At 67.8% G+C, this 438-nt stretch carries 1 protein-coding gene; it reads right to left on the bottom strand.

Translation table 11 applies throughout. The annotated features are described in order from the left end of the window. A partial coding sequence (locus G3I56_RS42830) for a helix-turn-helix domain-containing protein (protein WP_343240236.1) occupies nucleotides 1-381 on the bottom strand: 381 nt, incomplete at its 3' end. Between the last annotated feature and the right edge of the window lie 57 nt (nucleotides 382-438).

The following is a 438-nucleotide window of genomic DNA, read 5'->3' as shown; positions in this document are numbered from 1 at the left end:
GCCCGCCCCAATCTGCAACAGGGCGCGCTCCACGGCCAGGACGTGCGAGCCGTTGCGCTGATCGTTCATCGGAGTCAGCTTGAACTGGGTGTCCTCGCCCGGCAGGGCGTTGCGGAATCCCAGCTCGGGATCGGTGGCCCGGTACAGCAGGCAATACGCCCGGCGGTAGTGCGGGCCCGGGTAGACCTCACCCTGCTCGTGCTGCCACAGAGTCTGCGGATTCGCCGCTGGGATCCCCCGGAGCTTCGCTTCCTCAGCGAGCGCCCGTAGCCGCTCGCCGGCCTGCTCAAGCGTCAGCCCGTGAGCCTCACGCTGCTCCCGCAGACGCTCGGGCCTCCACCCCAGGTGCTTCCCCACGCCGCTTTCCTCCGAAGTCGCCATGGTCCCGGACCTTATGGCCGGAGACCGAAATCCCGTGTGTACGCGGATGTTGAAAAC

This window comes from Streptomyces sp. SID12488, from assembly GCF_010548275.1.
Taxonomy (GTDB): domain Bacteria; phylum Actinomycetota; class Actinomycetes; order Streptomycetales; family Streptomycetaceae; genus Streptomyces.
Note: the sequence above shows the minus strand (reverse complement) of the source record. Positions and strands in the feature narration are given on the sequence as shown.